The organism is Benzoatithermus flavus, assembly GCF_037908215.1.
GTDB classification, from domain to species: Bacteria; Pseudomonadota; Alphaproteobacteria; order Geminicoccales; family Geminicoccaceae; genus Benzoatithermus; species Benzoatithermus flavus.
On record NZ_JBBLZC010000008.1, the window covers coordinates 120,105 to 146,385 of the forward strand.

The following is a 26,281-nucleotide window of genomic DNA, read 5'->3' on the forward strand; positions in this document are numbered from 1 at the left end:
CTGGCCCGAATGGAACGTTCCATGACGTGAGGCGTTGCGGAAGTCGAAAGGAGCTCACGTGCGCACCGTGCTCCCCACCCTGGCGATCATGACCCTGCTCGCTGCTCCGGCCTTGGCGCAGCAGCCACAGTCGGCGCAGCCGCAGGCGGCGCAGCCCGCCCCGGTGCAGCCGCAAGCGGCACAGCCTTCGGCCGAGCAGTCGCTGAAGCAGGATCCGAACGTCGTGCAGAGCCAGGGCCCGCAGCCCTCGCCGCAGGGCACCCGGGTGCCGGAGCCCAGCCCGAGCGATACGGGCAACGTGACCCTCACCCAGGCCCTGGAGCAGGTCTGGAACGCGCCGGTGGATCTGCAAGGGAACGCGATCCAGCGGCCGAACCCGCTCGGGAGCGGACCGCCGCCGGCGAAGAATCCGGACGCCGGCCGCCTGCCCGAGGGTGCGAGGCCCTGAGCCGGCTCACGCGCCGGCGAGCCGGAATTCCTCTTTGAGGCTGCGATAGAGCCGGCGGAAGCGGGCATCCAGCGGCCGGTAGGCGGCGACCAGATCGGGCTCGGGCTCGATCACGGCCGCAACGGGCGGCTTCCTGCACACCTCCTGCGGACTTTCGCCGGTGAGCGCCAGGCGTGCGAGGCGGGCAGCGCCGAAGGCCGGGCCCTTCTCGCTGCCGGCATAGAGGGTGATCGGCCGGTTCAGCACGTTGGCGAGGATGCGTATCCAGATCCGGCTCCGTGCCCCGCCGCCGATCGCCGCCACCTGCCCCGGCACGGTGCCGGCATCGGCGAGGCAGTCCTGTGCCTCGGCGAAGGAGAAGGCGACACCTTCGAGCACGGCCTGGACTACGTCGGTGGCCGAGCTGTCGGGGTCGATCCCGAACAGCACGCCGCGCGCATCGGCATCGTTGTGTGGTGTCCGCTCGCCGGTGAGATAGGGCAGGAACAGAAGCCGCGAGGGGCCGCGATAGGCTGCCGTCACGCGGGCGAGGAGCGCTCCGATGTCGGTCTCGCCCAGGAGCCGCGCCGCCCAGGCGAGGCAGCTCGCCCCGTTGAGGAGGGCGGCCGTCTGGGTCCAGCGCCCCGGCAGCGCATGGCAGAAGGCGTGGATGAAGGCCTCGGGATAAGGCCGGTAGCTGTCGGCCGCGACGAGATATTGCGCGCTCGTTCCGATCGAGCAGAACGCATCGCCGTCCTCGACCGCGCCGATCCCGATCCCACCCGCGGCCGCATCGCCCGCCCCGCCGGCCACGAGCACACCCCGCGGCAGGCCGAGCCGGTCCGCGATCTCGGGCCGGATCGTGCCGGCCGGGTCCGAGCCTTCGACGAGACGCGGCACGTGCGCGAGGGTCAGGCCGCTGGCCGCCAGGATCTCCGGCGACCAGGCCCGCCGCGCCTCGTCGAGCCAGAGTGTCCCCGCCGCATCCGAAAGATCGGTGACGTGCTCGCCGGTGAGCTGCAGCCGCACGTAGTCCTTGGGCAGGAGCACCCTCGCGATGCGCGTCGCCACTTCGGGCTCGTGCGTCCGCAGCCAGAGCAGCTTGGGCGCGGTGAAGCCCGGCATGGCGGGCACACCGGCGATCCTGCCGAGCCCCGGCACGCGCTCCTCGAGCACGCGGCACTCGACCACGGCGCGCGCGTCGTTCCACAGGATCGCGGGCCGCAGCACGCGATCCTCGGCGTCGAGGAGAACCGCCCCGTGCATCTGTCCGGAGAGGCCGAGCGCCTCGACGGCAGCGAAGGCCCGAGGCTCGGCTGCCCGCAGCCTTCCCAGCACCGTCTCCGTCGTGGCCCACCAGGCGGCGGGGTCCTGCTCGGACCAGGCCGGCCGCGGCCGCGAGGTCGCAAGCGACGCTTCGGCCTCGGCGACCGCCCGCTCCGTCTCGTCCACGAGCACGGCCTTGACGGCCGAGGTGCCGATGTCGATGCCGATGAAGGTCATGGGCGGCCGCCGCTCGGGCTCAGGCGAGGAGGCCGTGCTTCCTCGCGAGATCGCGAAGGAACGGCACGCCCTGCTCCAGCACCTCCTGCCGGCTCTTCGCGACCGGACGCCAGACCGAAAGGGCGGCTGCGATCTCGGGCGGGAGGGTGATGAAGCTCTCGCCGACGAGGTCACCCTCGAAGCCCGCGTCCCTCAGACCCTCGAACACGTCCTCCCAGTCGATCGTGCCGGTGCCGGGGACGCCGCGGTCGCTCTCGGAGAGATGGATGTAGGAGGAGCGCCTGCCGGCCTTGCGGATGCCGTTGCCGATGCCCTTCTCCTCGATGTTCATGTGGTAGGTGTCGAGGTGGATCGTGACGTTGGGCTCGTCGATCCGCTCGAGGAGCATCAGCGACTGCTCGGCCGTGTTGAGGAGGTGGGTCTCGTAGCGGTTGCAGGGCTCGACCCCGAGCCGCATGCCGTAGCCACGCGCCTTCTTCGCGATCGGCTTCAGGGCCTTCACGATGTTGGCGTATTCCTGCTCCGTCGGCGGCTTGCCCGAGCGCCAGCCGAGCGTGGAGTAGGTGACGCCGCAGAGAATGTCGCAGCCGAGCGCGTGCGCCACGTCGAGCGCCCGGTGCAGGAAAGCCTCGCCGCGCTCGGGATGAAGCGCGGCATTGTCCTCGGCCGGCAGGCACAAGGAGGCCGAGGGCTGGACATGGTAGCGCTCGAACAGGCGGCGCGAATGCTCGACGTCGATGCTCTCGGGGGAGAGCAGCGCCACCTCGATCACCTCGAGCCCGTGCTCGGCCGCTTCCGGCACGCACAGTTCCGCCGCCTCGCGCGTCCAGTTGGCGGTCCACAAGCTCGAATGCATGCCGAAGCGTATCGTCACCGTCGTTTCCTCCCGCAGGATTGCCGGATCAGGCACGCCGCCGCCCGGCCCACTTCTCGGCGAGCCAGGGAGCGACGAGGAACTTGACGCCCATGACCACGATCAGGGTGAGGCCCCACATGGCGAGCGTCAGGTGCTGGCTGAGGCCCAGGAGATTGCAGCCCGAGGAGATCACCTGCAGCACGACGAGGGCCAGCATCAGCCCCGAGATCCGGCCGAAGCCGCCGTCGGGGTCGACGCCGCCGAGCACGGCCGCGACGATGGTCACGAGGAGATAGGACTGGGCGTAAGCGGCGCTCGCCGAGTTGAAGCGGGCGAGCATCAGGCAGGCCGCCACGAAGCAGAGCACGCTCGAGAACGTGTAGACGCCGATCAGGACGCGCCGCGTGTCGATGCCGGAATAGCGCGTGGCCTCGAGGTTCGAGCCCACCATGTAGACCGAAACACCGAAGGCGGTGCGCGTCAGGATCAGCCCGACCGTAACAGCGGCCGCGATCAGCACGAGGAACGGCACCGGCACGCCGAGCACGATCCGGCTGCCCACCCATTGGAAGACGTCCGGGAAACCCGAGATCACCGTGCCGCGGGTGAGATAGATCGAGATCCCATCGATCAAGGACATGGTGCCGAGCGTCACCAGGATCGGGTGCACCCCCATGGTGGCGACGAGAAAGCCCGTGACGAGACCGATGGCGAGAGCAAGGGCGAGCCCCGCGAGAAGTGCCAGCGCCACGGCCAGCGCCACCTCGGGCCCGGCGGCCCCGGCCGGAGCCAGGCTCTTCATGATGAAGGCCATGAGCAGCGCGCACTGGTTCGTGGTCGCGATGATGGCGAGGTTGAGCCCGCCCGAGATCAGGGGAAGCACCATGGCGAGCGCCAGAAGCCCCAGCTCGGGGAGCTGGAACATCATCGACTGCACGGTGCCGAAGGTCGGAAAGCGGTCGGGCAGCAGCAGCGAGAACAGAAGGACGAGGCAGACGAGCAGGAGGGCGAGGCCGCCGGCACCACCCGGAAAGGCGTTCCTCGCCAGGCGGGTGAGCGCCGAGAGATCGCGATCCAAGGGACCCGGAGCCACGGTTTCGCGCATGGGGCTCTATCTCACGCCGCGACCGCGACGCGGCGCTGCCGCCGCCGCGACCGGCTCGAAAGCCCGGTGATCGAGGTCGAGACCAGGATCACGAGGCCGATGACGATCTGGAAGAAGTAGGGCGAGACACCGAGTAGGTTGAGCCCGTTCTGGAGCATGGCGAGAAGGAGGATGCCGAGGAGCACGCCCCCCACCGAGCCGATGCCACCCGTGAGGCTGGCTCCGCCGAGCACGGCCGCCGCCAGCACGTTGAGCTCGCCGCCGACCATGGCATTGGGCACGGACTCGCCGACCCGGTGCGCCTGGAGCAGCCCGCCCAGGCCCGCCATGATGCCGAGATAGCCATAGGCCAGAAAGCGCATGCCGGCGATGTTGATGCCGAGCCGGCGCGCGGCCTCGAGATTGCCGCCCATGGCGGTGAGCTGGCGGCCGGCCGAGGTACGCGTCATGAAGAGCCAGGTGACGAGCGCGGCACCGGCCGCCACCACGATCGGCAGCGTGATCCGCACGAGATCGCCGTTCGCGGTCTCGGTCTGGAAGAACACCACCCGGCTCGACCACCAGTCCGGGAGCGCATAGATCGACTTTCCCCCTGTGATCCACATCAGGAGCGCGAAATAGACGCTCATGGTGGCGATCGTGATAATGATCGAGGTCACGCGCAGATAGTGGATCAGGGCGGCGTTGATGCAGCCCAGGAGGAGCCCCACGGTGAGGCCGAAGGGGATGCACACATAGGCCGGCAGGCCCCAGTTCGTCGCGACATAGGCCGTGGCGTACTGCGCGACCGAGGCCGTGGCCGCGAACGAGATGTCGATCCCGCCCGCGACCAGCACGACGAAGACGCCGAGCGCCAGAACGGTCGTGACCGAATAGCTCTCGACGAGATCGACGATGTTCTGGAGCGTGAGGAAATAAGGGGTCGAGAGCGTCAGGACGATGCCCAGGAGCAAGATGACGAGAAGGAGGAGCCCTTCCGTATGCTCGATCAGGCGGCGCGCGAGGTCACGCATAGACCTGCTCCTCGAGAGCGTGCTCGGCGATCCGGCCCGGCACGTGCTCGCCCACGATCCGCCCCTCGCGCATGTGCAGGACCCGGTCGGCGTTGTAGTAGACTTCCGGAATCTCGTCCGAGATCAGAAGGATGCCGACTCCTTCGGCGGCGAGCGCGTGAACGATCTCGTAGATCCCGCGCTTGTTGCCGATGTCGACACCCACGGTGGGCGAATCCAGGATCAGCACCTTGGGCGAGGTGGCGAGCCACTTCGCCAGCACGATCCGCTGCTGGTTGCCGCCCGAGAGCTGCTGCACCGGGTTGTCGAGCCCCGGCAGCTTGATCTTGAGCCGCCGCGCCCAGTCGGCAGCGAGTGATCGGCGTCGCGCCGGCGGGACCCAGCCGAGCGCCCCGGCGAGCCGGTCGAGCGAGGCCAGGGCCAGGTTGTCGGCCACGCTCTGGCGCATGTTGAGGCCGAGATGGAGCCGGTCCTCGGAGACGTAGGCGATGCCGGCCCGGATCGCGTCCTGGTTCGAGCCCAGGGCCAGTGGCTTGCCGTCGAGCCGGATCTCGCCCGCATCGGGCCGGGTCATGCCGAAGAGGGAAAGGGCGAGCTCGGTACGGCCGGCGCCGAGGAGGCCCGTGATGCCGAGGATCTCGCCGCGCCGCAGCGTGAAGCTCACGTCCGCATACTCGCCCGCACGGAAGAGGCCCCTCACCTCGAGGAGCGGCGGCGCTTCGCTCATGTCGCGTGCGGTGATCACGTGTTCGATGGAGAGCCCGGTCATCAGCTCGCCGATCCGGCGCGCATCGACCTCGCCCGCGGCATAGGTGCCGACCTTGCGGCCGTCGCGCATTACCGTGACCCGCTCGGCGATCTCGACCACCTCGTCGAGGCGGTGGCTCACGAACACGACGGCGATGCCGTGCGCCTTCAGCCGGTCGACGATGGCGAGGAGCGATCTCACCTCGGCCCGGGTGAGCGATGCCGTGGGCTCGTCCATGAACAGGAGCCGCGCGTCGGCGGCGAGCCCGCGGCAGATCGCGACCACCTGCCGCTCGGCGATCGGCAGCGAGCCCACCTTAGCATCGAGCGGCAGACTGAAGCCGAGCCGGCTCAAGACCTCCTGCGCCACCGCCTCCAGGCGGCCGTAGGCCACGGGCTTCGCGAGTCCGCCCAGATGCGCATCGATCGCGATGTTCTCGGCGACCGAGAGGTTCGGGAAGAGAGAAAGATCCTGGAAGATGACCTGGATGCCGAGGCGATGGGCGAGCGCCGGGTCGAGCTGCTCGTGCACCTCGCCCGCGATCTCGATCCGGCTGCCGGGATCGGGCGCGTGCACGCCCGCCACGAGCTTGATGAGCGTGGACTTGCCGCAGCCGTTCTCGCCGACGAGGCAGTGCACCTCGCCGGGGAGCACGTCCCAGTCGATGCGATCCAGCGCCAGCACGCCGCCGAAGCGCTTGCTGACCCGGGTCAGGCGCAGGAAGGGCTCGCTCATCGAAGCTCACCGGCAGCAGAGAACGGGGCGCCGCCAGGGGCGCCCCCTCGGATCATCGCTCAGAGTCCCATCTTCACGAGCTCGTCGATCGTGTCCTTGTTGATGGGCTGGAGCTTCTGGGCGAGAATGTTGCGGGTCGCGGGATCGACCTTCACCGGCCCGAGCCCCGGAATCTCCATCCCGTCCTTGGGCGTCTCGTCCTTGGCCAGCATGGCGCCGACATAGACGATCGCCTCACCCGCCAGCATCGGGTTCCAGATGAAGCCCTCGCGGATGGCGCCGGACTTGATGTACTTCGCTCCCTGGCCCGGCGAGAACGGCCCGACGACCGCGATCGACTTCTCCTTGCCGCGCTCCTCGACCGCGCGCGCCGCCCCGATCGGCCCTTGCGAGCCGAAGGCGAGGATGCCCTTGAGGTTCGGATTCGCGCGCATCTGGTCGAGCGCCGTCTTGTAGCTGTCGTCCAGGCTCTCCGCGACGCCGAAGCGGTCGGCGACCAGCTTCATCTCGGGATACTTGGCCTTCTGGTACGCGATCGCGGCGTCGGCCCACTTGTTGTGGAGCGGCACGGTGAGCGAGCCGACATAGACGATGTAGTCGCCCTTGCCGCCCATGGCCTTGGCGAGCGCTTCCATGTGCTGCTCGCCGAAGCCCTGGACCGTGGTGAGCTCGATGTTCCAGTCGTTGTTCTTCTGGTCGGGGCTCTCGTGGGTCAGCACCTTGATCCCGGCTTCCTGTGCGCGCTTGAACACGGGCTCGAGCGCGGTCGCGTCGTTCGGGACCACCGCGATCACGTCCACTTTACGGGCGATCAGGTCCTCGACGGCGCGCACCTGCTGCGCGGCATCGGCCTGGGTCGGGCCGATCATCCAGGCATCCACGCCGAGCTCCTTGCCCATCTTCTGGATGCCGACCTCCATGGCGTTGAACCACGGAATGCCGCCGATCTTCACCACGGTGGCGATCTGCGGCTTGCCGGCGGCAAGGGCCAAGCCGCCCTTCGCCGCGATCAACGCCGCCGGTGCGGCGACGCCGAGCGCGAGCAAGCGACGTCGTGTCGAGGTCATGACGAGCAACTCCCTGTCGTGGCGGCAGCGCTTTTGCTGGACGAGCTGCCAATGCGCACTTCCGGCGGCACCGCCACCGAGCCTCGCCAGATCAGGTGGCAGGGTAGCCGGAGATGGCATGGGGTGCCGGCCACGGTATCCTCCGCGGCCGGCCCGATCCGCTCGGCGAGCCGCTGCCACGCCATGTGCGCGAGCTCCGGCACCGGCTGGCGGACCGCCGTGAGCGGCGGACGGAAGACTTCCATCCAGTCGTAATCGTCGAAGCCGATCAGCGAGAAGTCGTCGGGCACGACGAGCCCGATGTCGGCGCTGGCCCTGAGCACGCCCAGCGTCAGCACGTTGTTGAGCGCGAACACCGCTGTCGGCCGCGGCTCTCGGGCCAGCCTCGCGGCGACGGCCGTCGTGATCTCCTCGGGCTCGAACCCGGCCTCGAGCGTCTCGAGCTCCGCCCCGTCCACGGCGGCCACCTCGGCCTCCACACCCGCGAGCCGCTCGCGCATGTTGCCGAGCGCCAGCGAGGAGGCGATCGCGAGCACGCGGCGATGGCCGAGCGCCAGAAGACGGTGGGCCGCCTCGGCGGCGGCCGCCGCATTGTCGACCGCTATCGTGTCGACGGGCTCCCCTTCCTCGAGCGGCCGGTCGACCACGACGAACGGCACACCCTCGCGCTCGAGCAGACGGCGTGCGCCGAACCGGCCGTCGCACGGCACCACGATCAGTCCGGCCGGCCGCCAAGCGGCGAGCGCTGCGACCTCGCGCTCCTCCTCGAGCGGGTCACCGTTGCTGGCCCCGACCAGGAGCCGCTTGCCAGCCGCGCGCGCCTCGCGCTCCAGCCGGTCGACGAGGCAGGCGAAGAACGGGTTGGTGAGCTCGGGCACGACGGCGCCCACCACGTTCCGCTCGGTGCTGCGCAGGCTCGACGCCGCGACGTCCGGCCGATAGCCCAGGGCCTCGACCGCCCCGAGCACACGCTCCCGGATCGCGGGATCGACGTTGCGCCGCCCGGTGAGCACGTTCGACACCGTCCCCGGCGACACGGCGGCAGCCTGCGCCACGTCGCGGATCGTAGGCCGGCGCAGCATCTTGGAACCGTTGCGGCTGAGGGACGGCCTCTCGGCCAAGGCGACCTCCCGTAAATCGTTTTAACGAAGCTTAGCGGCCTTTGCCGGCAAATCAAGCGCGTTATCGGGCCGCTGTCGCCTGCGTAGAAGTACTTAGTTACTGCACCCGGCCGCGCGCCTCGACCCGGAAAGCGCGCTCCACCCGGTCGCCGCGCACGCCGTAGACGACATCGTGCAGGTTGCTGACGGCGCAGGCGTGGTTCGGAACGATGGTGACCCGCTCGCCGATGCGCGGGCGCGCGTTGCTGGCGCTGCAGTCGACGTGCCCGTGCTCCTCGCTGAGCTTCGCGAGCACGAGCTGCGGGTACTCGACGATGTGGCCGAACCCGTCGAGGCCCAGCGTGTCCGAGGAGAGCGTCTTCGAGCCCGCGTCCAGGATCGCCCGCCCGTCGGTGGGACGCGAGACCACGGTGGCGAGGATGCGAAGCGCGCAGTCCTCGAGCGTGCCCACGCCCAGCCCCGCCTGGTAGCGGTCGCCGTAGACGTAGGTGCCGGGCCGGTGCTCGGTGGCGCACCGCACCTCCTGCGCCCGATAGAGGTCGGGAGTGCCGCCGGTGCTGACCACCGCGGGCTCGAGCCCGGCGCGCGCCAGCGCCGCGATCGCCGCCTCGAGCCAAGTGTTCGTCTCGGCCGTGCGCCCCTTGGCCGGATAGGTCATGAGGCCTTCGAAGCGCAGCCCCTGCAGCCCGTCGATCACCTTGGCGAGCTCGACCGCCTCCTCGGGTGTCTGCACGCCGCAGCGCTCGCCGCCGGTGTCGCACTCGACCAGCACCGGCAGGACGAGTCCGGCTGCCTGCATGGCCTCGGCCAGCTCGCCCGCCACCACCGCGTTGTCGGCCGTCACGGCGAGCCGTATCCGGCGCGCCAGCTCCACGAGCCGCCGCATCTTGGCGGCACCTAGCAGGTTGAAGGTGAGGAGAATGTCGTCGAGGCCGTTGTCGGCCATCACCTCGGCCTCGCCCAGCTTCTGGCAGGTGATGCCCACGGCACCCAGCTCGATCTGCCGGCGCGCGAGATAGGAAACCTTATGGGTCTTGATGTGCGGCCGCAGCTTCAGCCCGTGCGCGTCGGCGTGGGCCTGGGCGCGCGCGAGATTGTCCTCGGCCTTGTCGAGGTCGACGAGCACGGCCGGGGTATCGAGATCGTCGATCGTCCACGGCATCGCCACCTCTCCTAAAGTCTCCGGTCACGAGACTTGTGAGCCGATGCCGCGTCCCTGGCAAGACTCGGCCATGCCCGCCCGGTCTGCAGCCTTGATCGACCGGAAGCGGATCGTCTACGTGGTCGCGGGTGGACGACCGCATGGATCGGCGATCGATCCGTCGGCCACGGCCTTTTGCCGATCACGTCCATGCCGGGCACGAGACCGCGAGCCGCCACGGGCTCGTCCGCACGCTTCGGCACGTCGCCTTGACAGAACGGAGCCTTGATCGGACACCACGCCTGCGGGATGTCCAGCGCCGCTCTCGTCCGCCTGCGGCTTCAACCCGTCCTGTCGATCCTCTGCGGAGAACAACATGCCGCTCATCAAGCCCGTGCGTCGCCGTGCTGTCCTGCAGTCGGCCGCCGGTACGATCGGGTCCCTGCCGTTCCTGCCCATGCTCCATCGAGCCGCTCTTGCCGCCGATCCGAGCCTCGACTTCGGCCCGGCCGAGCCGTTCAGCTTCGAGCTTCTGATCGACCGGGCGCGCCGGATGGCCGCCAAGGAGTATGTTCCCCCGCCGCGTCCGGCACCCGAGGTGGTGCAGCGCATCGACTACGACGCACACGGCAAGCTCCGTTTCAAGCCGGAATACGCACTCTTCGGCGACGGCCCCGGGATCTACCCGGCGACGTTCCAGTTCCTGGGCGGCTTCTTCCCGAAGTCGGTGCGGATGTACGCCGTGGAGGGCGGCGAAGCGCGCGAGATCCGCTATCGGCCGGAATACTTCACGATCCGACCGGACAGCCCGGCGCGCGAGCTGCCGCCCGACGCCAACGGCTTCGCGGGCGTGTGGTTCCACGAGAGCAGACTCGAGGGCGACTGGCAAAAGCGCGAGCCCTGGGCCACCTTCCTCGGCGCCTCCTACTTCCGCGCCATCGGCGAGCTCGGCCAGGTCGGCATGTCGGCGCGCGGCGTCGCTCTCAACGTCGCGAGCGGCACGCCCGAGGAGTTCCCCGACTTCGTCGCGCACTGGATCAGCCCCGCCGTCAACGAGGGCGATCCCGTCATCCTCCACTCGCTCCTGGATGGTCCGAGCATCTGCGGTGCCTACCGCTTCAAGCTCTACCGCACCCGGAGTGTCTTGATGGAGATCGAGAAGCACCTTTTCCTGCGCAAGGACATCGAGCGGCTGGGCATCGCCCCCCTCACCTCCATGTTCTGGTACGGCGAGTACGGCCGCGAGAAGATCGCCGACTGGCGCCCCGAGGTGCACGATTCCGACGGGCTCGCGATCTGGAACGGCGCCGGCGAGCGGCTCTGGCGCCCGCTCAACAACCCGACCCGCATCTTCCACACGAGCTACCTCGACAACAACCCCAAGGGCTACGGTCTGATCCAGCGCGACCGCAACTTCGACCACTATCTCGACGGGGTGGGCTACGACCGCCGCCCCTCGACCTGGGTCGAGCCCATCGGCGACTGGGGCAAGGGCATGGTCCAGCTCGTCGAGATCCCGACCGACGACGAGATCCACGACAATATCGGCGCCTACTGGCTGTCCGAGCGGCCGACCAAGGCCGGCGACGCGCTCGCCTACAGCTACAAGCTGCACTGGGTCGACAAGCAGCCCTACTTCCCCTGGGACCAGCTCGCCCACGTCTCCGCGACCCGCATGGGCCGCGGCGGCCAGCCCGGCAAGCCGCGGCCGCGCGGGGTCTACAAGTTCCAGGTCGAGTTCCTGGGCGGCAAGCTCGGCGAGCTGCCGTTCGGCGTCCTGCCCGAGCCCGTGATCTGGGTCTCGCGCGGCACGACCTCGCTGGTCCTCATGGAGGCCGTGCCCGACAACGTGCCCGGCCATTGGCGCTTGTTCTTCGACCTTACCGTCGACGGCGAGGATCCCGTCGACATGCGGGTCTTCCTCAAGCAGGGTGACAAGCTCCTGAGCGAGAACTGGATCTGGCTGTTCGAGCCCCGGATGCTCAAGAATCTGTGGTCGGCCTGAGGCCCGAGGGAGGATGTCATGACGCTGACCGCCGAGAATCGGGAGCGCCTGAAGCGGGTGAGCGTGGCGACGCTCACCACCTGCCTGTTCAAGCGGGGCTTCAGGAACGCCTTCATCCAGGGCGTGCACCCGATCAGCCCGGACGGTCCGCGCATGGTGGGCGAGGCGTTCACGCTGCGCTACATCCCGGCGCGCGAGGACATCGACGTCCTCGACGCCTATGCCGATCCCGAGCATCCGCAGCGGAAGGCGATCGAGACCTGCCCGCCCGGCCACGTGCTGGTCATCGACAGCCGTAAGGATGCCCGCGCCGCCTCGGCCGGCGACATCCTCCTGACCCGTCTCATGGTGAGAGGTGTCGCGGGCGCCGTCACCGACGGCGGCTTTCGCGACACGCCCGCGATCGCGAAGCTGGGCTTTCCCGCCTACCACGCCAGGCCCTCGGCGCCGACCGGGCCGATCCTGCACCATGCGTGCGATCTCCAGGTGCCGATCGGCTGCGGCGACGTTCCGGTCTATCCCGGCGACATCGTGGTCGGCGACGGTGAGGGAGTCGTCGTCATCCCGGCTCGTCTCGCGAACGAGGTCGCCGAGGAGGCGGTGACCATGACCGAATACGAGGACTTCGTCGAGGAGCAGGTGCGGCAGGGTCGCCGCCTGCCGGGCCTCTACCCGGCGACTCCCGAGAGCCGGCGCGCGTTCGAGGCCTGGCGCCGGACCAAGGGCGAGGCGACCGGCGGCTGACAGGACGACCGGCTCGGGCCTCCTGCCGGGCTCGGCGGCACGGATCCCGATCCGAAGCGTTCGTGGCTTCGTACCACGCCAGCAGCATCGAGAGGGTGGGCTCATGTCGTGGATGCTTCCGGCCGTGCTGCTCGGCCTCGTCGGTCTGGTGCTCGCGGCCCCGGCCGGAGCGGCGTCCGCCCGAAACGGAGCGGCCGCCTGTACGGCCGGAACGTGGCTCGATCCGGCGACGGGCGCCACGCGGCCGCACGATGCGGTGCTGGCGGAAGCGGCCGCGCGCAGCGTCGTGCTGCTCGGCGAAACGCACGACAATCCCGAGCATCATCGCTGGCAGCTCTCGGTGTTGGCGGGCCTCCTCGCGAGGCGGCCCGACCTGGTGATCGGTTTCGAGGCGTTCCCGGCCGAGGTGCAGCCCGTGCTCGATCGCTGGGTGAAGGGCGAGCTCGGTCCGCAAGACTTCCTTGTCCAGGTGGACTGGAAGCGGAACTGGGGCTTCGATCCGGCGCTCTACCTGCCTTTGTTCGAGCTGGCCCGCCTCCACCGCATCCCGATGGCGGCGCTCAACGTGGATCGGGCCTTCGTCAGCCGGGTGGGCCGGGAGGGCTGGGCCGCGATCCCGCGCGCCGAGCGCCATGGCCTCGGCGATCCCGTCCAGCCGTCCACGGCCTATCTCGCCCGGCTCGCCCGCAGCTTCGCGCAGCACGCGCGCGAGGCCGGCGGTGCGGCGCCGACGGATCCGCGGAACGATCCCGCGTTCCGCCGCTTCGTCGACGCACAGCTCACCTGGGACCGGGCGATGGCCGAAGGACTGGCGCGGGCACACGGGCGGAACGGCGCGCCGCTCGCGGTCGGGATCGTCGGCAGCGAGCACGCGCGCCAGCGTCATGGCGTGCCGCACCAGCTCGAGGATCTCGGCGTCGGCGATACGGCCGTCCTCCTGCCGCAGGATCTGACCGAAGGCTGCGAGGAGCTCGCCCCGGACGAGGCCGACGCGGTCTTCGTCGTCGCTGCCGTGCCCGCAGCCGAAGCCCCGCGGCCGCGGCTCGGTGTGCGGCTCGAGGCGAACGGCGACGCGGTGAGCGCCGCCGAGGTGCTGCCCGGCAGCGTCGCCGCCGCGAGCGGGCTTCTCCGGGGAGATGTCTTCGTTCAGGCTGCGGGCACCCCGATCCGGGCCGCGAGCGACCTCGTCGAGATCGTGCGCAGCGTGGCGCCCGGCACCTGGCTGCCGCTCGTCGTCCGGCGCGACGGACGCAGCATCGAGGCCGTGGCGAAGTTCCCGCCCGCAGCGGAGGCCGATCGATGAAACGCGCGGCGGCGCTCGGCTTTCTCCTGGCCGTCCTGGCCTCGCCCGTGGCGGCGTCGAACCGGGCCGAGGTCCGCTTCCAGCCGGAGACGGGCAGGATCGAGGCCGAAGCGTGGCTCGCGCTCGGACCGGCGGCCGGCGAGATCGTCTTCCGGCTGGCGCCGGGGCTCGCCGTGCGCGAGGCCTCGCTCGACGGCAGGCCGGTGACGCTGGATCTGGCCGATGGCGCATGGCGCCCGACGACATCGGCTGTTTCCGGGCAGGTCTTGAAGGTGCGCTATGGCGGAAGCCTTCCCGGCGAGCCCACGGCGGAGCTGCCCCTTCTCGGGCCTGCGGGCGGCTTTCTTCCTGCCGGCAGCGCCTGGCTGCCCGAGGTCGAAGGCGCGCCCGCGGCACCTTTCGATCTCACGCTCGACGTGCCGCAGCCCTATGCCGCCGTCGCCACGGGGCGTCTCGTCGCGGAGAGCACGGCGGACGGGCATTATCGCGCCCGGTTCGAGGCGGAGCCGGCGGGCGAAGGACCGTCCGCCTTCGTGGGCGTCCACATCATCCGCGAGCGCCGGGCGGGAGCCGTTGCCTTGCGCACCTACTTCCCGCCCGAGGCGGCCGGGCTCGCCGACCTCTACCTCGCCAACGCCGCCTCCTATCTCGAGATGCTCGAGGCGCGGATCGGACCTTATCCTTACGCGGGCTTCGCCGTCGTCGCCGGGCCTTTGCCGGTGGGACTGGGCTTTCCCGGCCTCGCCTACGTCTCGCAGCGCATCCTGCCGCTTCCTTTCATGCAGACCACGTCCCTTGCGCACGAGCTCCTGCACGGCTGGTGGGGCAACGCGGTGGGTGTGGCTTACGCGGCGGGCAACTGGGCCGAAGGGCTCACCACCTACATGGCCGACCACGCGCTGGCCGAGCAGGAGAGCCCCGAGAAGGCACGGGCCATGCGCCTCGCCTGGCTCATGGACTATGCGGCACTGCCGTCCGAGCGGGACATCCCGCTCCGCGCGTTCGTCGCGAAGGAGCACGATGCATCCCAGATCGTGGGCTACGGCAAGGCCGCGTTCGTGTTCCACATGCTGCGCCGACTTCTGGGCGAAGAGGGCTTCGGTCGCGCGGTCCGGAGCTTCTACGCGGCGGAGCGCGGCCGGCGCGCCGCCTGGGCCGATCTGGAACGCAGCTTCGCGGCCGTCGCCGATGCGCCGCTCGATCGCTTCTTCGCGCAATGGCTCGAGCGTACCGGTGCTCCCCGCCTCGAGCTCGGCGAGGCACGGCCGCGCCGGAAGGATGGCGGCTGGGCGGTCGATCTCGTGCTCCGGCAGGCCGAGCCGCCTTACGCGCTCGCCGTTCCGGTCGTGATCGACACCGATCAGGGCTCCGTCCGCCGGACGGTGACACTGGAGAGCGCCGAGGCTGTGCTCACGCTCGATCTCCCGAGCCGCCCGCACCGGCTCGCCGTCGACCCGGAGCACGACCTGTTCCGCCGGCTGTCCCCTGGCGAGGCGCCGCCGATCTTGCGCGACGTCACGCTGAGCGGCCGGACGGTGGTGCTCACCGCTGTCCCGGACACGGCGATGACGGGTCTGGCAGAGGAACTCGCCCGACGTCTCCTCGACCTGCCCACCGACGCCGGCCTCGTGGCCGATCCGAAGCGGCTCGAGGACGCGCCGGTGCTCGTGGTGGGCGTGGCTCCCGCCGTCGCGGCGAAGCTCGCCGCAGCCGGCCTGTCTCCGGCTCCGCCCGAGATCGCGGGACGCGGCAGCGCGAGGGTATGGGCCGCGCGGCGTGCGGGCGGAGCACCCGTCCTCGTGGTCGAGGCGAACGATGTCGGAGCGCTCCGAGCCCTCCTGCGCCCTCTGCCGCACTACCGGCGCGACGGCTGGCTCGTGTTCGACGGCGAGCGCGTGATCGCGCGCGGTGCCTGGCCTGCAGGCGAGAATCCGCTCACACGCTCCCTCGATGCCGCTCGGGATTGACTTCCGGGCCGGTCTCCTGGATCGTTTCGCGCGCGATGGTGCCTTGCGAGGTGAAACGGGAACGCGGTCGAAAGCCGCGGCTGCCCCCGCAACTGTAGGCGGCGAGGCGAGCGCCATGATGCCACCGGGCTCTTCGGCCTTCGGGAAGGCGGCGCTCGGCGTCCGAGCCGCGAGCCAGGAGACCGGCCATCGTCAACGTCGATGCGGGAAGCCGCCGGACGGGGTGTGTCGGCGGTGGATGCCGGGGCAGTCGCCTCGAGCCCTTGCTTCTTGCGTCGGCACGACCCTGGAGCGAGGGCCCATGAATGTTGCCGTTGTCCGCCTCTTCGACGACCGTGCCGCGGGGCTACGCGTGAAGACGGCCCTGATCTTCGCGGGCCTCGTCGGCGCCAACATCGCCGCCTGGATCTGGACCTGGATCGCATTCGCCGGCTACCCGGCGCTCCTCGGCACGGCCCTGCTCGCCTATGCGTTGGGCCTGCGCCACGCGGTGGACGCCGACCACATCGCCGCCATCGACAACGTGGTCCGCAAGCTGATGCAGGAGGGCAAGCGGCCGCTCACCGTCGGCTTCTTCTTCGCGCTCGGCCACTCGACCGTGGTCTTCCTGGCGGCCGCCGGCATCGCGCTCGCGGCGAGCCTGCTCCAGAGCCAGCTCGACTGGTTCAAGAGCTTGGGCGGGCTGATCGGCACCAGCGTCTCGGCCCTGTTCCTGCTCGCGATCGGCATCGCCAACCTGCTGATCCTCAGAGGTGCCTGGACCGCCTTCCGCCGGGTGCGTCACGGCCGTGCGCTCGATGCGGGCGACCTCGATCCGCTCGCGGCCGGCGGCGTGCTGGCCCGGATGTTCCGGCCCGTGCTCCGGGTCGTGACCCGGAGCTGGCACATGTACCCCTTGGGCTTCCTGTTCGGCCTCGGCTTCGACACCGCGACCGAGATCGGCCTCCTCGCCATCTCGGCCGCCCAGGCGGCGCAGGGCATGCCCCTCACCTCCACCCTGGTCTTCCCGGCCCTGTTCACGGCCGGGATGGCGCTGGTCGATACGCTGGACAGCGTGCTGATGGTGGGTGCTTACGGCTGGGCTTTCGTCAACCCGGTCCGGAAGCTCTGGTACAACCTGACCATCACCGCGATCTCGGTCGTGGTGGCGCTCCTGATCGGCGGCATCGGGGCGCTCGCCCTGATCGGCGAGAAGCTGGGCCTCGACGGCGCCTTCTGGGATACGATCATGACCCTGCACGACGACCTCGCCAATGCGGGCTTCGTCGTGATCGGTGTGTTCGTCGGCGCTTGGATCGTCTCGGCGCTGATCTATCGCTGGAAAGGTTACGACCGGCTCGGCGTCGGCCCCGCCGCCTGAAAAGACGGATGCCCCGGCGACATCGCCGGGGCGCTCCGATCCGGCCCCTGCTTCCGGCTCGGGCTCAGGCCGCCCTGGCGAGGACCTGCTCCACGGGCGGGGTGCGCTTGATCACCTCGAACGCGTCGTGGCGCACGTGGTTCGCCGCCATGTGCTCCTTCACGATCTCCTCGGTGAGGAGCCCGTTTTCGAGGCACTCCTTGACATAGGCGAAGAAGAGCTGGGTCTGCCGCTCGTCCGGATGCTCCTTGTAGGAGCCCAAGAACGCGTACTCGCCGAACAGCTTGCGGCGCAGACGCGAGAGCAGCATCAACGGATTGCGCGGATCGTTCTCGGCCGGAACGAAGTCCACCGGCAGGCCCGACTTCCAGGGTTGGGTCCGCCGCCGTGTGTTGTGGATCATCTTCGTCCTCGACGTCAGCTTGTCGAAGTCGTTCCACTCGGGCTCGATCAGGCCGATCGTGCTCGGGTCCTCGTAGCCGAGGTTCATCCACGTCTTGTATTCGCGCTCGCGCCGGAACAGCTTGTCGAAGTCCTCGGCCACTTTCCAGTGCTTCAGCTTCGCGCAATCGAGCAGCATCACCGAGGAGGCGAAGTGCGGCGGGTTGCCGCGCGTGCGGCACATGATGGCCTTGCCCTGCATGTCGCGCGCGAGCAGTTCCCACACGTCGCCCACCGCGAACACGTCGGGATCGACCACGACCGCCCGGCCCTCGTAGCCCATGAGCTCGGGCGGCATGAAGCGCAGCGGCGTGAACGACTGCAGGTCCTCGTTCAGCCAGGTGCGGGTATCGTTGTCACGGTTGTACTCGCGGCCCTCGTACTTGCCGAAGATGTCCATGTGATCCTTGAGCTCGATGAGCTTCACATCGAACTTGTCGGCATGCTTCGAGTTGCGGCGCATCGAGTGCATCGAGACCACGGCGCCGATATACTGCTTGTGGTTCGTGTGGATGAAGACGCAAGGCTTCATGACGGACAATCTCCGTGGGGTGCCGCTCAAGGGCGGGCGGCGCTCTTCTAGCACAAGGTGGAGAATGCGAACATCGGCGGCTCAGGCCGAGGCGGCGGTCGGAACCGGAGGCTTCTCGGACGCGAGATAGCCGAAGCCGGGCAGGAGCCGCTCCTCGACCATGGCGTCGAGCGCCCTTATCTGCGCCTCGTCGAAATAGTCCCTGTAGCCGCCGACCTTGGCGCGCCGGACCTTGAAGCTGTCCGGGTTCGACCTGTCGCCGGGCTTCATGCGCGAGCCCGCGAGCCAGAACACCCGCTTCTCCTCGAGCTTGCGCATGTTCTCCACACTCGCGAACTGGACGCAGTCCTGAAGCTCGGCGTCGGTCGGGGTCTGGCCCATGAACTCGAGCACGCGGCGGAGCTGGCCTGCCGTGTCGTGCCGCAGATCCTCGTAGCGCACGATCAGGAGCTGCTTCAGGTTCGGAAGCTCCCTGGCCCAGCCGTTCATGAACTCGATCACCTTGGGCAGGCCCGCGTTCTCGTCCATCGCGAACTCGAAGATCGGCACGTCCTTGCCGTGCTCGGGGTACTGGTTGAGCCCCTTCTTGCGCGGCCGCATCCGGAACTTCCACTGGTGATACTGCGAGACGGCCACGTCCTCGGGCTGGCGCACGAGGAGGATCACCTTCTTGCCGTAGAAGTCCCGCTTGCTGTCGAGATTGCCGGTATAGTCCCGCAGATAGTTGTCGTGGGTGAAGAAGACCCGCGGGATCCCCTTGTCGCGGCGGTTCAGGTTGTCGAAACCGATGAAGGCCGAGGGCCTGAGGCCGAAGCGGAGCTGGAAGAAGCGCGAAAGCAGCACGCGCAGCCAGGTCCGGCCGCTCTTGCCGAACGAGACGACCACGACGTCGGCGAGCTCGAGCTTCCTGAACTCCTCCTTGCCGCGCAGCCAGCGCTCGAGCCTGCGCTTGCGTTCCGCCGGCAGGAAGAAGGCGAAGAGGAGGATCACCTCGCGGTAGATCCGCTTCCAGAGAAAATGGAGCATCGTCGATCCAAGCTGCTTGCGCGGTCGGAAGACCAGACCGCCCTATACCGGCCGGAGCCGGCGGGTGCAACGCGACCGGCCGCACGCCCGACCCGGCGCCGCCGCGGCACCGACGACGGTGGCCACGATTCACCGGCCGCATGTGGTAAGGCGGCCACCCCTGTCAAGAAGCACCCGTCGAGGGCCGGTGCGGTTAGCCCTCGGCTGTCCGGCGCTCGCGTGCCGGCGGCTGCGTCGTCACGACCCGCTCGATCGCCTGCCGCATGAAGCGCTGGTAGGGGATGCCCTGCTGCGCCGCGATCCGCTTCACCTCGTCGAGCAGGACGGCGGGCAACCCGAGGCTCACGGCCTTGTCCTCGCGCCGCAGCTCGAAATGCACGGGCTTGAACTGGGACAGGTCGTATTCCGCCAGGTCCGCCGTCTCCACGAAACGGTTCGGTTTCCCCATCGGTTCTGCAGACCGGGATTTTCCTTTTCATAAGACCCGACCTCGGCTGCATGCATGTACCGGGCGCCGATGGGTCTGATGAGGATCTTTCCTGCTCGTTCCCGGAAGATGAAGACCAGAAAGACGAACCGGCCGGCCCTGGCGCGCCCGATGAGCCTGAACCGCTCTTACCCGAACAGCCCGCGGATCCGGGCCACGACCGGGGCCAGCTCGTCGGCGAGCGGTCCTTCGGCCGGACGGAACGGTTCGCCCAGCCGCACGGCGAGGCCGCGCCGGATCAGCAGGCGATGGATCTCGCCCAGGTCCCGCACGTAGCCTGCGCTGTCGAAGCGGTGCAGAAGGGATCGGGTCAGCCGGCCGAGAGGCCCGCCCCCGCCGCCCGCGAGTTCGGCCAGCGCTACGCGCATCCGCCGCCCGAAACCGCGGGCGAGCGGCAGCTCGAAGATCGCGAGCGGCTTGCCGAGGCTCGCCACCTCCACCATCATCGAGACGCTGTCGCCCGTGACGACGAACCGGTCGGCATGGGCGAGGAGCCCGAGATAAGGATTCGCGCTCCCCGTCTCCGCCGACCAGCGATAGAAGCGCGCTCCTTCCGGCAGCCCGGCCTCGAGCGCCGCCACGACCTCGGGCCGCGTCCGCCGGCTGGTCGTGAGGTAGAGCGAGCCACCGTCCCGCGCCCGGAGCCGCTCGAGCTCGCACAGGAGGTCGCTTGCCGCCTCGGCGTCGAAGCGATAGGGCTTGGTCTCGCCGCCGACGAGGACGGCCGTGAGCGGCCGCTGCAGGTCCGCCAGCCGCTCCCGCCAAGCCTCGCCCGCCGCCGCCACTCTAGCGGGGTCCGCGCGCATAAGAGGCAGATCGAGCTGGACGAGATTGTCGCGCGGCGGGATCCTGAACTGGCCGGGTGCCACGATCAGGGCGAACCGCTCGGGCCAGCGCTTGGGCGGCCCGACCAGGACGATCCGCGTGCGTCCGCCGCTCCGGTCCTGCACCCACAAGGCGGCCATGGACGGCCGGCGGCCGATGGTGACGACGAGATCGGGCCAGGGCGGCTCGAGCCGGTCCGAGCGCGCGAGATCGAGGTGGTCCAGGGTCGGCGCGAAGGCGGGCTTGCCCAGGACCCACTCGGGCTTGGGCAGCACCCGCCGCACCTCGTAAGGCCAGCCTAGCGCGTCGGCCAGCGTCTTCGCCTGCGCGTTGTCGCCGAGCTTGTCGCCGATCAGGAGCCAGGTCCGGGGTGCTGGCGCCGCTGCGGGCGGTACATCGCTGCTGGAGGTAGGAAGGATAGCGGCCATGGCCGGGCGCTTAGCACGCGCGGGTGATCCCTGCCACGATGCACGCACTGCAATGCTGCAGCGCCAGCGCCACGCACGCGATGAAGATTCGATGATGACGCTTCGTTCTTCTCGGACATCGATGGACCGAGGAGGCGAACTTTGCCAGAACCTTCCTCGAACCGTCGGAACCGGATCGCCCGATGCTGTCGGCCACGCTCGCTCGCGTCCCAGCCCTGCCCTCCCCGTCGGAGCAGGAGGAGATGATCGCATGCCATGCGTGCGGACTCGTGCACCGCCTGCCGCCGATGACGCACCGCACCATCGCCACCTGCACCGCCTGCGGCACCCCGATCTGCCGCCGGATCGAGCGCTCGATCGAGAAGACGCTCGCCCTCTATCTCGGAGCGCTGCTCCTCTTCGTCGTCGCCAATGCCTTCCCGTTCATGACTATGTCGCTCGAGGGCAACGCCACAGCGACCACGATCCTCGACGGCGCTCGGGCTCTCTACCGGGAGGGCATGTGGCCGGTGGCGCTGGTGGTCCTCCTCACCGGGACGGTGATGCCGCTCCTCAAGATCACCGGCATGCTCTACGTTCTCCTGCCACTGCAGCTCGGCGTGCGGCCCAAAGGACTCTCCGCCGCCTTCCGCTGGATCGACAAGCTCCATCCCTGGTCGATGATGGAGGTCTATCTTCTGGGCGTGATCGTCGCCTACGTGAAGCTCTCGGATCTCGCCACCATCCACCTGGGCTATGCGCTCTATGCTTTCGTCGCCGCGATCATCCTGATGGCGGCGGGCGACGCCGCGCTCGAGGCGCATGCGGTCTGGCGGCGCCTCGCTCCACAGGCAGGACCGGAGGTGCTGCACCACCGCCCCGGCACGGAGCTCGTGAGCTGCCACGAGTGCGACCAGCTCGTGCGCGTTCCGGCGCACGCGCACGACCTCGCCTGTCCGCGCTGCACGGCCCCACTTCACAAGCGCAAGGTCGACAGCATCACGCGCACCTGGGCACTCGTGCTCACGGCTGCGATCCTCTACCTCCCGGCCAACCTCTATCCGGTGATGACCGTGGTCTCGTTCGGCCACGGCGAGCCCGACACCATCCTCTCCGGCATCATGACGCTGCTCGCGGTCGGCATGTGGCCGGTAGCGCTGCTCGTCTTCTTCGCCAGCATCACCGTGCCGGTCCTGAAGCTCCTGGGTCTCGCCTGGCTCCTGATCACGGTCCAGCGCGGCTCCACCTGGCGCCCGCGCGACCGCACGCTCATCTATCGGATCATCGAGGGGGTGGGGCGCTGGTCGATGGTCGACGTGTTCATGATCGCGATCCTCACCGCGCTCGTGAGCCTCGGCAACATCGCCACCATCGTGCCCGGCCCCGGCGCCATCGCGTTCTGCGCCGTGGTCATCGTCACCATGCTCGCCTCGATGTCCTTCGACCCGCGGCTGATCTGGGATGCGATCGATGAACGAAGCGACCACGGCCGCGCGCTCCGAGCCTGAGCCCCTGCCCACGCCGCCCGAGGCCAGGGTCAGGCGGCGTCGCGGCATCTCGCTGGTCTGGATCATCCCGCTCGTGGCAGCGCTCGTGGCCGGCTTTCTCGCCTGGCAGAGCTGGATGAGCCAGGGCCCCACCGTCACCATCACCTTCGAGACCGCCGAAGGTCTCGAGGCCGGCAAGACCAAGGTGAAGTATCGCGACGTCGACGTCGGCACGGTCGAGACCGTGTCGATCGGCCCCGATCTGCAGCACATCACGGTCACGGCCAGCATGGTGCCGGGTGCCGCCCCGTACTTGCGCACCGGCACCAGGTTCTGGATCGTCCGGCCGCGCATCGGCGTCGGCGGCGTGTCGGGGCTCGGTACGCTCCTCTCGGGCGCTTATATCGAGGTCGAGCCCGGTGACGGCGATCCCGCCCGGCAGTTCACCGGCCTCGAGGAGCCGCCGCCGATCCGCTCGAGCGTGCCGGGCCGCCGCTTCGTGCTGACCGCCGACACGCTGGGCTCGGTGAGCCGGGGCGCGCCGGTCACTTATCGCGGCGTCGAGGTCGGCCAGGTGCTGGGCTATGAGCTGGCGCAGGAGCACGGCATCGACGTCACCGTGTTCATCAGGGCCCCTTACGACGACCTCGTGCGCACCAACACGCGCTTTTGGAACGCGAGCGGGTTCAGCCTCACCACGAACTCGCAGGGTGTCAGCCTCGACGTCGCCTCGCTGCAGTCCCTGCTCATCGGCGGCATCGAGTTCGAGACGCCGCCGGCGGCCGTGCCTACGGCGGTCGCCGAGGCCGGCACGCGCTTCCAGCTCTTCGCGAGCCAGAGCGCCGCGAGCCAGGCGGCCTTCACCGAGAAGGTGCCGTTCCTGGTCTACTTCGACGGCTCGGTCCGCGGGCTGCATCCCGGCGCTTCGGTCGAGTTTCGCGGCCTGAAGCTGGGCCAGGTGACCGAGGTCCGGCTCGAGTACGACGAGGCGACGCAGCGTATCCGCATCCCGGTGCTGCTCGAACTCGAGCCGCAACGCCTCGCCGAGTACGGCACCACGATCCTACCCGAGCCCGAGAACTTCGGGCTGATGTCGCGTCTGGTGCAGCAGGGCCTGCGCGCCCAGCTCGCGACCGGCAACATCCTGACCGGCGAGCTGTTCGTCGATCTGGTCTTCGTACCCGATGCGCCACCTGCCGGGCTCGACACCAGCGGCACGGTGCCGGTGATTCCCTCCGTGCCCAACACGCTGGAAGCTTTGCAGGCTTCGCTCACCCAGATCCTGAACAAGCTCGCGAGCCTGCCGCTCGACCAGCTCGTGGCGAGCCTGACCAGCACTGCCAAGAGGCTCGAGCAGGTGGTCGACTCGCCGGACGTCAAGCAGGCGATGCAGTCCCTGAGCGCGTCGATGGCGCAGCTCAAGGAGACCATCGCCCGCATCGACCGCGAGGGCGGACCGGTGCTGGCGAGCCTGAAGGCTTCGGCCGATGCCGCCGCCGCGACCCTCCGCCAGGCGGAGACGACGATGAGCTCGTTGCAGCGGACGCTGGGGCCGAACTCGGTGTTCACCAACAATGTCGAGGACGCGATGCAGGAGCTGACGCGTGCGGCGCGCTCGATCCGGGTCTTCTCGGACTATCTCGAGCGCCACCCCGAGGCGCTGATCCGCGGCAAGGCGGGGACGGCGGCGCGATGATGATGCTGCAGCGGCGCTCGTGGCTATCCTTGGCGGCAGGCCTGGCACTTGTGCTTTCGGCCTGCGCCGGCACCACGCGGCCCACGAGCTTCTACACTCTCTCGGCCTCCGCCGAGCCGGCGCCCGCGACGACGGCCCGCAAGGGCGGCCTCGTCGTCGGGCTGGGTCCTGTGACCCTGCCGCAATATCTCGACCGGCCCGACATCGTCACCCGTGAGAGCCGGAACGAGATGCGGCTGGCCGACTTCCAGAAATGGGCCGAGCCGATGGAGCCGATGCTGACCCGGGTGCTGGCGGAGGATCTCTATGCGCTCTTGAACGCGCGCGACGTCGTTCCTCTGCCGCAGCGCCGCGAGGCGCGGTTCGACCGGGTGATCGAGGTCGACGTCAACCGCTTCGACGCGGACCGGGCCGGGCGGGTCGTACTCGACGCGCGCTGGCGGGTCTATGACGGCGCCAGCGAGAAGCTGGTCGCGAGCGGCCGGTCGGTCGTGGCCGAGGCGGGAGCACCCGTCCCGGACTATGATGCGATCGTGGTCGCGATGAGCCGGGCCGTGGGCAGGCTGGCCGAGGAGATCGCGGCTGCCGTCGCCGGGCGCGCTCCTTCCTCTTAGCGCGCTCCGTCCTCTTAGAAGGTCGGCGGCGTGTTCACCCAGACGATGCGCGCCACGTTGCTGCCGACATTGCGGTAGCTGTGCGGCAGGTCGGAGCGGAAGAAGAAGCTGTCGCCTGCGGTCAGGCAGAAGACGTGGCCGTTCACGGTGAGCTCGATCTCGCCCTCGACCACGTAGCCTATCTCCTCCCCGTCGTGGCGGATGGAGCCGCCATTGTCCGCCCCTGGCGCCACCACGTGCACGTTCGCATCGAGAGAGCGTCCGGCCGCGAAGGGTGCGATCTGCTCGAGGCTGATTCCGCCGGCCTGGGCGCCGCCACCGATCCGGATCGTCGGGCGTTCGCCTGCGCGGCGAACGATCACCTCGTCCACAGCCGGATCGCTGTAGAGCTCGGCGATGCTCGTCCCGAGCGCCAGCGCAATGCGATGCAGCATCCGCAAGGACGGCATCGCTTTGCTGGTCTCGATCTTGGAAAGGAGGCTCTCCGAGCAGCCGACGACTACGGCCACGTCGGCGAGCCGCAGCCGCTTGGCCAAACGGGTACGGCGCAGCCGGCTGCCCAGTTCGGAAGGCATCTCCTCGGAGAGCGCCGCCGCGTCGGCGACAGAGTATGGCATGGGGGTCGTTCACCTACGAGGCTCGCACACAGCGACGAACGGATTGAGCATCATTCAAGTCACTTGACTAGACCACATTCAGCGTTCAGCTTTCCCTCCAAGCTCGGCAGGCAAGGACCGAGACGGCAACCGAGCGAAGGGGAGGTTCGACGTGACCGATCGAAAAGGTCGGCAGGAAGCGGTGGTCCGCGTCGCCTGCATTCAGATGGAGCCGCGGGTCGGTGATAAGGCACACAATGTCGAGCGGAGTCTCGAGCTGATCGAGGAGGCGGCAGACCAGGGCGCGAAGCTCGTCGTCCTGCCGGAGCTCGCGAACTCCGGCTACGTGTTCGAGAATCGCGAGGAAGCGTTCGCGCTGGCCGAGCCCGTGCCTAGCGGCGAGACTGTCCGCGCCTGGGCGGCGGCCGCGAAGCGCCACGACTTTTATCTCACCGCCGGCATCTGCGAGCGCGACGGCGAGGCGCTCTACAACAGCGCCGTCCTGATCGGGCCCGAAGGTCATATCGGCACGTTCCGCAAGGTGCACTTGTGGAACGAGGAGAATCTGTTCTTCGAGCCCGGCAATGTCGGCTTCCCGGTGTTCAAGACTCCGCTGGGCCGGATCGCCATGATCATCTGCTACGATGGCTGGTTCCCGGAGAGCTGGCGTTTGTGCGCGCTGCAGGGTGCGGATATCGTCTGCGTCTCGACCAACTGGGTGCCGATCCCGGGGCAGGACCCCAAGCGCGAGGCCATGGCCAACATCCTGTGCATGGCGGCCGCGCACTCGAACTCGATCTTCGTCGCCGCCGCCGACCGGGTCGGCACGGAGCGCGGCCAGCCCTTCATCGGCCAGAGCCTGATCGTGAGCTACACGGGCTGGCCGATTGCCGGGCCGGCAGGGCGCAGCGGCGAGGAGATCATCTACGCCGACTGCAACCTCGCTGACGCGCGCCGCAAGCGAAACTGGAACGAGTACAACCAGGTGCTGCGCGACCGCCGCTCGGATGTCTACGACGAGATGCTGGGCTCGTCTGCGAGGCCCGGCTGGTACTGAGCGCGGGAAGGGAAGACG

General features: G+C 69.3%; 23 protein-coding genes and 1 riboswitch. Of the genes, 10 read left to right on the forward strand and 13 right to left on the reverse strand.

Annotated features, from left to right (window positions below):
- Positions 1-58 precede the first annotated feature (58 nt).
- Positions 59-448 (forward strand): hypothetical protein, encoded by a 390-nt coding sequence (locus U1T56_RS10195; RefSeq protein ID WP_418159359.1) that lies wholly within the window; start codon positions 59-61, stop codon positions 446-448.
- Positions 449-454: 6 nt separating this feature from the next.
- On the opposite strand, the gene xylB is transcribed toward U1T56_RS10195, so the two are convergent.
- The 8 genes from xylB to U1T56_RS10235 form a co-directional block, all read right to left on the reverse strand.
- A complete protein-coding gene (xylB, locus tag U1T56_RS10200; RefSeq protein WP_418159360.1) occupies positions 455-1,930 on the reverse strand; it encodes a xylulokinase in 1,476 nt (491 codons plus the stop codon).
- Between the two features lie 19 nt (positions 1,931-1,949).
- Positions 1,950-2,804: a sugar phosphate isomerase/epimerase family protein gene (locus U1T56_RS10205; protein WP_418159361.1), complete on the reverse strand. Its 855-nt coding sequence runs from the start codon at positions 2,802-2,804 to the stop codon at positions 1,950-1,952.
- A 28-nt stretch (positions 2,805-2,832) separates the two neighbouring features.
- Positions 2,833-3,891: an ABC transporter permease gene (locus tag U1T56_RS10210; RefSeq protein ID WP_418159362.1), complete on the reverse strand. Its 1,059-nt coding sequence runs from the start codon at positions 3,889-3,891 to the stop codon at positions 2,833-2,835.
- Positions 3,892-3,902: 11 nt separating this feature from the next.
- Positions 3,903-4,904, reverse strand: coding sequence for an ABC transporter permease (locus U1T56_RS10215; RefSeq protein ID WP_418159363.1), 1,002 nt, complete (start codon positions 4,902-4,904; stop codon positions 3,903-3,905).
- Positions 4,897-6,387 carry a sugar ABC transporter ATP-binding protein gene (locus tag U1T56_RS10220; protein ID WP_418159364.1) on the reverse strand — a complete coding sequence of 497 codons (1,491 nt, stop codon included), beginning with the start codon at positions 6,385-6,387 and terminating at the stop codon, positions 4,897-4,899. The genes U1T56_RS10215 and U1T56_RS10220 overlap by 8 nt, the downstream gene beginning before the upstream one ends.
- A gap of 59 nt (positions 6,388-6,446) precedes the next feature.
- Entirely contained in the window at positions 6,447-7,454 is a 1,008-nt protein-coding gene (locus U1T56_RS10225; RefSeq protein ID WP_418159365.1) for a substrate-binding domain-containing protein, read from the reverse strand.
- A complete protein-coding gene (locus U1T56_RS10230; protein WP_418159366.1) occupies positions 7,451-8,575 on the reverse strand; it encodes a LacI family DNA-binding transcriptional regulator in 1,125 nt (374 codons plus the stop codon). The genes U1T56_RS10225 and U1T56_RS10230 overlap by 4 nt, the downstream gene beginning before the upstream one ends.
- Positions 8,576-8,672: 97 nt before the next feature.
- Complete coding sequence (locus U1T56_RS10235; protein WP_418159367.1) at positions 8,673-9,737, reverse strand: D-TA family PLP-dependent enzyme; 1,065 nt, start codon at positions 9,735-9,737, stop codon at positions 8,673-8,675.
- Between the two features lie 355 nt (positions 9,738-10,092).
- On the opposite strand from U1T56_RS10235, the gene U1T56_RS10240 reads away from it, so the two are divergent.
- The 5 genes from U1T56_RS10240 to U1T56_RS10260 all read left to right on the forward strand — a co-directional run bounded on the left by U1T56_RS10240 (position 10,093) and on the right by U1T56_RS10260 (position 17,095).
- Positions 10,093-11,721, forward strand: coding sequence for an OpgD/OpgG family glucan biosynthesis protein (locus U1T56_RS10240; RefSeq protein ID WP_418159368.1), 1,629 nt, complete (start codon positions 10,093-10,095; stop codon positions 11,719-11,721).
- Between the two features lie 18 nt (positions 11,722-11,739).
- Positions 11,740-12,465, forward strand: coding sequence for a ribonuclease activity regulator RraA (locus tag U1T56_RS10245; RefSeq protein ID WP_418159369.1), 726 nt, complete (start codon positions 11,740-11,742; stop codon positions 12,463-12,465).
- Between the two features lie 103 nt (positions 12,466-12,568).
- Positions 12,569-13,768 (forward strand): ChaN family lipoprotein, encoded by a 1,200-nt coding sequence (locus U1T56_RS10250; protein ID WP_418159370.1) that lies wholly within the window; start codon positions 12,569-12,571, stop codon positions 13,766-13,768.
- Complete coding sequence (locus U1T56_RS10255; protein ID WP_418159371.1) at positions 13,765-15,735, forward strand: M1 family metallopeptidase; 1,971 nt, start codon at positions 13,765-13,767, stop codon at positions 15,733-15,735. The genes U1T56_RS10250 and U1T56_RS10255 overlap by 4 nt, the downstream gene beginning before the upstream one ends.
- Before the next feature lie 19 nt (positions 15,736-15,754).
- Positions 15,755-15,940: riboswitch (cobalamin riboswitch) on the forward strand.
- Positions 15,941-16,036: 96 nt separating this feature from the next.
- Positions 16,037-17,095 carry a HoxN/HupN/NixA family nickel/cobalt transporter gene (locus tag U1T56_RS10260; protein ID WP_418159372.1) on the forward strand — a complete coding sequence of 353 codons (1,059 nt, stop codon included), beginning with the start codon at positions 16,037-16,039 and terminating at the stop codon, positions 17,093-17,095.
- Positions 17,096-17,159: 64 nt separating this feature from the next.
- On the opposite strand, the gene U1T56_RS10265 is transcribed toward U1T56_RS10260, so the two are convergent.
- The 4 genes from U1T56_RS10265 to U1T56_RS10280 form a co-directional block, all read right to left on the reverse strand.
- A complete protein-coding gene (locus U1T56_RS10265; protein ID WP_418159373.1) occupies positions 17,160-18,068 on the reverse strand; it encodes a hypothetical protein in 909 nt (302 codons plus the stop codon).
- Positions 18,069-18,149: 81 nt separating this feature from the next.
- Complete coding sequence (locus U1T56_RS10270; RefSeq protein ID WP_418159374.1) at positions 18,150-19,094, reverse strand: sulfotransferase domain-containing protein; 945 nt, start codon at positions 19,092-19,094, stop codon at positions 18,150-18,152.
- Positions 19,095-19,287: 193 nt separating this feature from the next.
- Entirely contained in the window at positions 19,288-19,521 is a 234-nt protein-coding gene (locus tag U1T56_RS10275) for a CopG family antitoxin (RefSeq protein WP_418159375.1), read from the reverse strand.
- Positions 19,522-19,709: 188 nt separating this feature from the next.
- Positions 19,710-20,834 (reverse strand): mitochondrial fission ELM1 family protein, encoded by a 1,125-nt coding sequence (locus U1T56_RS10280; RefSeq protein ID WP_418159376.1) that lies wholly within the window; start codon positions 20,832-20,834, stop codon positions 19,710-19,712.
- A gap of 182 nt (positions 20,835-21,016) precedes the next feature.
- On the opposite strand from U1T56_RS10280, the gene U1T56_RS10285 reads away from it, so the two are divergent.
- The 3 genes from U1T56_RS10285 to U1T56_RS10295 are packed head-to-tail and all read left to right on the forward strand — an operon-like array spanning position 21,017 to position 24,610.
- On the forward strand, positions 21,017-22,321 hold the full coding sequence (locus tag U1T56_RS10285; protein WP_418159377.1) for a paraquat-inducible protein A: 1,305 nt from the start codon (positions 21,017-21,019) through the stop codon (positions 22,319-22,321).
- Positions 22,284-23,996: a PqiB family protein gene (locus tag U1T56_RS10290; RefSeq protein WP_418159378.1), complete on the forward strand. Its 1,713-nt coding sequence runs from the start codon at positions 22,284-22,286 to the stop codon at positions 23,994-23,996. Before U1T56_RS10285 ends, U1T56_RS10290 begins: the two co-directional genes overlap by 38 nt.
- Positions 23,993-24,610 (forward strand): PqiC family protein, encoded by a 618-nt coding sequence (locus U1T56_RS10295; protein WP_418159379.1) that lies wholly within the window; start codon positions 23,993-23,995, stop codon positions 24,608-24,610. The genes U1T56_RS10290 and U1T56_RS10295 overlap by 4 nt, the downstream gene beginning before the upstream one ends.
- 14 nt (positions 24,611-24,624) lie before the next feature.
- On the opposite strand, the gene U1T56_RS10300 is transcribed toward U1T56_RS10295, so the two are convergent.
- Positions 24,625-25,227, reverse strand: a complete 603-nt coding sequence (locus U1T56_RS10300) for a cupin domain-containing protein (protein WP_418159380.1) — start codon at positions 25,225-25,227, stop codon at positions 24,625-24,627.
- A gap of 151 nt (positions 25,228-25,378) precedes the next feature.
- Between U1T56_RS10300 and U1T56_RS10305 the strand changes: the two genes are divergently transcribed.
- Positions 25,379-26,263 carry a nitrilase family protein gene (locus U1T56_RS10305; RefSeq protein WP_418159381.1) on the forward strand — a complete coding sequence of 295 codons (885 nt, stop codon included), beginning with the start codon at positions 25,379-25,381 and terminating at the stop codon, positions 26,261-26,263.
- Positions 26,264-26,281: the final 18 nt, after the last annotated feature.

Excerpts from the sequence above, each read along its gene's own strand:
- xylB (WP_418159360.1), bottom strand. The coding sequence starts at position 1,930 with ATGACCTTCATCGGCATCGACATCGGCACCTCGGCCGTCAAGGCCGTG.
- U1T56_RS10210 (WP_418159362.1), bottom strand. The coding sequence starts at position 3,891 with ATGCGCGAAACCGTGGCTCCGGGTCCCTTGGATCGCGATCTCTCGGCG.
- U1T56_RS10215 (WP_418159363.1), bottom strand. The coding sequence starts at position 4,904 with ATGCGTGACCTCGCGCGCCGCCTGATCGAGCATACGGAAGGGCTCCTC.
- U1T56_RS10220 (WP_418159364.1), bottom strand. The coding sequence starts at position 6,387 with ATGAGCGAGCCCTTCCTGCGCCTGACCCGGGTCAGCAAGCGCTTCGGC.
- U1T56_RS10225 (WP_418159365.1), bottom strand. The coding sequence starts at position 7,454 with ATGACCTCGACACGACGTCGCTTGCTCGCGCTCGGCGTCGCCGCACCG.
- U1T56_RS10235 (WP_418159367.1), bottom strand. The coding sequence starts at position 9,737 with ATGCCGTGGACGATCGACGATCTCGATACCCCGGCCGTGCTCGTCGAC.
- U1T56_RS10240 (WP_418159368.1), top strand. The coding sequence starts at position 10,093 with ATGCCGCTCATCAAGCCCGTGCGTCGCCGTGCTGTCCTGCAGTCGGCC.
- U1T56_RS10245 (WP_418159369.1), top strand. The coding sequence starts at position 11,740 with ATGACGCTGACCGCCGAGAATCGGGAGCGCCTGAAGCGGGTGAGCGTG.
- U1T56_RS10250 (WP_418159370.1), top strand. The coding sequence starts at position 12,569 with ATGTCGTGGATGCTTCCGGCCGTGCTGCTCGGCCTCGTCGGTCTGGTG.
- U1T56_RS10255 (WP_418159371.1), top strand. The coding sequence starts at position 13,765 with ATGAAACGCGCGGCGGCGCTCGGCTTTCTCCTGGCCGTCCTGGCCTCG.
- U1T56_RS10260 (WP_418159372.1), top strand. The coding sequence starts at position 16,037 with ATGAATGTTGCCGTTGTCCGCCTCTTCGACGACCGTGCCGCGGGGCTA.
- U1T56_RS10265 (WP_418159373.1), bottom strand. The coding sequence starts at position 18,068 with ATGAAGCCTTGCGTCTTCATCCACACGAACCACAAGCAGTATATCGGC.
- U1T56_RS10270 (WP_418159374.1), bottom strand. The coding sequence starts at position 19,094 with ATGCTCCATTTTCTCTGGAAGCGGATCTACCGCGAGGTGATCCTCCTC.
- U1T56_RS10280 (WP_418159376.1), bottom strand. The coding sequence starts at position 20,834 with ATGGCCGCTATCCTTCCTACCTCCAGCAGCGATGTACCGCCCGCAGCG.
- U1T56_RS10285 (WP_418159377.1), top strand. The coding sequence starts at position 21,017 with ATGCTGTCGGCCACGCTCGCTCGCGTCCCAGCCCTGCCCTCCCCGTCG.
- U1T56_RS10290 (WP_418159378.1), top strand. The coding sequence starts at position 22,284 with ATGAACGAAGCGACCACGGCCGCGCGCTCCGAGCCTGAGCCCCTGCCC.
- U1T56_RS10295 (WP_418159379.1), top strand. The coding sequence starts at position 23,993 with ATGATGATGCTGCAGCGGCGCTCGTGGCTATCCTTGGCGGCAGGCCTG.
- U1T56_RS10300 (WP_418159380.1), bottom strand. The coding sequence starts at position 25,227 with ATGCCATACTCTGTCGCCGACGCGGCGGCGCTCTCCGAGGAGATGCCT.